Source organism: Flavobacterium sp. (assembly GCF_049590715.1).
Lineage (GTDB): Bacteria > Bacteroidota > Bacteroidia > Flavobacteriales > Flavobacteriaceae > Flavobacterium.
Genome location: NZ_JBAWDL010000285.1, coordinates 1 through 2,108, shown reverse-complemented (window position 1 = coordinate 2,108; position 2,108 = coordinate 1). Strand labels below are relative to the sequence as shown.

At 36.7% G+C, this 2,108-nt stretch carries 3 protein-coding genes; all 3 read right to left on the bottom strand.

Translation table 11 applies throughout. The features are described from left to right. A partial coding sequence (locus WBQ70_RS12765) for a glycoside hydrolase family 3 protein (RefSeq protein WP_423914872.1) occupies positions 1–989 on the bottom strand: 989 nt, incomplete at its 3' end. 53 nt (positions 990–1,042) lie between these two features. Further along, positions 1,043–1,177, bottom strand: a complete 135-nt coding sequence (locus tag WBQ70_RS12760) for a hypothetical protein (protein ID WP_423914870.1) — start codon at positions 1,175–1,177, stop codon at positions 1,043–1,045. A gap of 169 nt (positions 1,178–1,346) precedes the next feature. Further along, on the bottom strand, positions 1,347–2,108 hold a 762-nt coding region (locus tag WBQ70_RS12755), incomplete at its 5' end, for a WD40/YVTN/BNR-like repeat-containing protein (RefSeq protein WP_423914868.1).

Below are 2,108 nucleotides of genomic sequence, written 5' to 3'. Positions count from 1 at the left end.
GTTCTTTCATGAATGATTTTTTCTGTGATAAAACCTTCTTGAATCGCTTTTTTCAATTGATCGTAGGTTGTACCACATTCCAAATTGGTTCCTGCTTTTAAAGAAACAGCTGCCGCTTCTGCCGCCGTTTTTACATATTTTAATTTGCCCGAAACACCACTAACAGCACCACAATCTGACGTTACATAACCATCGAATTTCCATTTATCTCTTAAGGTTTCTTTCAATAAAAAATCACTTGCACAAGCGGGCTTTCCGTACACGGCGTTGTATGCTGCCATTACTCCTTCTACTTTTGCCTCTTTGACCAACGATTCAAAAGCGGGTAAATAGGTTTCGTATAAATCTTGTTTTGAAGGTGCTGCATTGAATTCGTGTCGAATACTTTCTGGACCAGAATGCACAGCAAAATGTTTGGCACAGGCGGCAGTTTTCAAATATTTCGGATCGTTTCCTTGCAATCCTTTTACAAAAGCAACTCCAATTCGAGCCGTTAAAAACGGATCTTCACCATAGGTTTCTTGACCACGACCCCATCTTGGATCTCTAAAAATATTGATATTGGGCGTCCAAAAAGTCAATCCAGAGTATTTACTGTGATTGCCATTTTTTTGAGAAATACTATATTTAGCACGTGCTTCTGTCGAAATTGCTGATGCAACTCTTTCTGCCAATTGAGGATCAAAAGTAGCTCCCAACGCAATAGCTTGCGGAAAAATAGTTGCCTTTCCGTTTCTACCAATTCCGTGAAGTGCTTCGTTCCACCAATCATAATCGGGCACTTTCAAACGCGGAATTGCAGCTGCACCGTTTTTTAACTGGTTAATTTTTTCTTCGGTTGTCATTTGTGACACCAAAATTTCGGCTCTCTTCTCAATTGACAAATTGTTGTTTTGGAAAGAAAAATCTACTCTTTGAGCGAACGATGTAAGAGTTGCTAAAAAGAAAGCAGTCAATCCTTGGTAGATATATTTTTGGTTATAATTCATTGATTATTCTTATGTAATTATGCTTTATTCGTTTATCATTCGTCATATCAATGTCATTCATCAACTTGATCTATAGTATTCCAATGGCTTTGCGTTTGCGTAAGCGGTCCTAAATCTGTCGCATTTTTTAATTGGTAAAGATCATTTTCAGTTCCGTTTCCACCTGTATATTGGGCATTTACATGCAATTGAAAAACGAGAACGAATAGTCGAATTTTTTATTTATCTTTTTCATAAATGGTATTGTTACTATTAAATGATCCTCAACATACTGACTTACTTAACGGACTTTATTATTTGAAATTATTCAATGACAATCTCCAGATTAGAAAAATCTAATCTGAAGTCAATCCTGAATTATTTTTTCAACCAACCCTCTTTGGTTCCGTTCAAATAGGCAATAAACCAACCTGATCCCCATCCAGCGCACCACAACACATCTTTGTTGTATGGGTCTGGTTTTACATCGACCATTTTATCTGGTTGACCTAAACCTTTATTTATTTTGTCCCAAGATTTCCCGTTATTTTGAGAAAGGTAAATTCCTGGATTCAAGAACTCACTAGCTTTGGTTGGTCCTTGTCCTGCTGCATTTACAACAATTAAATCTGAATTTACTGGTGATGTTTCTACTTGCCATACAAAAGGAGCTTTAAAAATTTGTTTCCAAGACTTTCCGTTATTATCGCTACACCAAGCACCACCTTCTTCATAAGTTCCGCCTTTTCTTCCGGTAGCGATGTACATCTTCTTAGTGTTTCTATCGATAAAAACATTATTTACAGCTTTGATTTCAGATGGAAGATCCATTTTAGACCAACCACTTCCTTTATTGGTAGACTTATACAAACCACCTTTGTTATCGTTTGCTGCAGCATAAAACACTTCTGGATTTTCAGGACTCATAGCAAATCTATTAAGACTAAATCCTTCATGAAAACCAGTATTACTCAATTCCCAAGTATAGCCTCCGTCGAATGAACGGTAAAACCCGTAACCACCTTTGGTTAATTCTTGACCTTTACCACCACCTACTTCAGAAATTGCATTATAAATGCTACAGAAATACATATTTTGTGGATTAACTGGGTCAATCATTAAATTATATTGAGTTGCTAC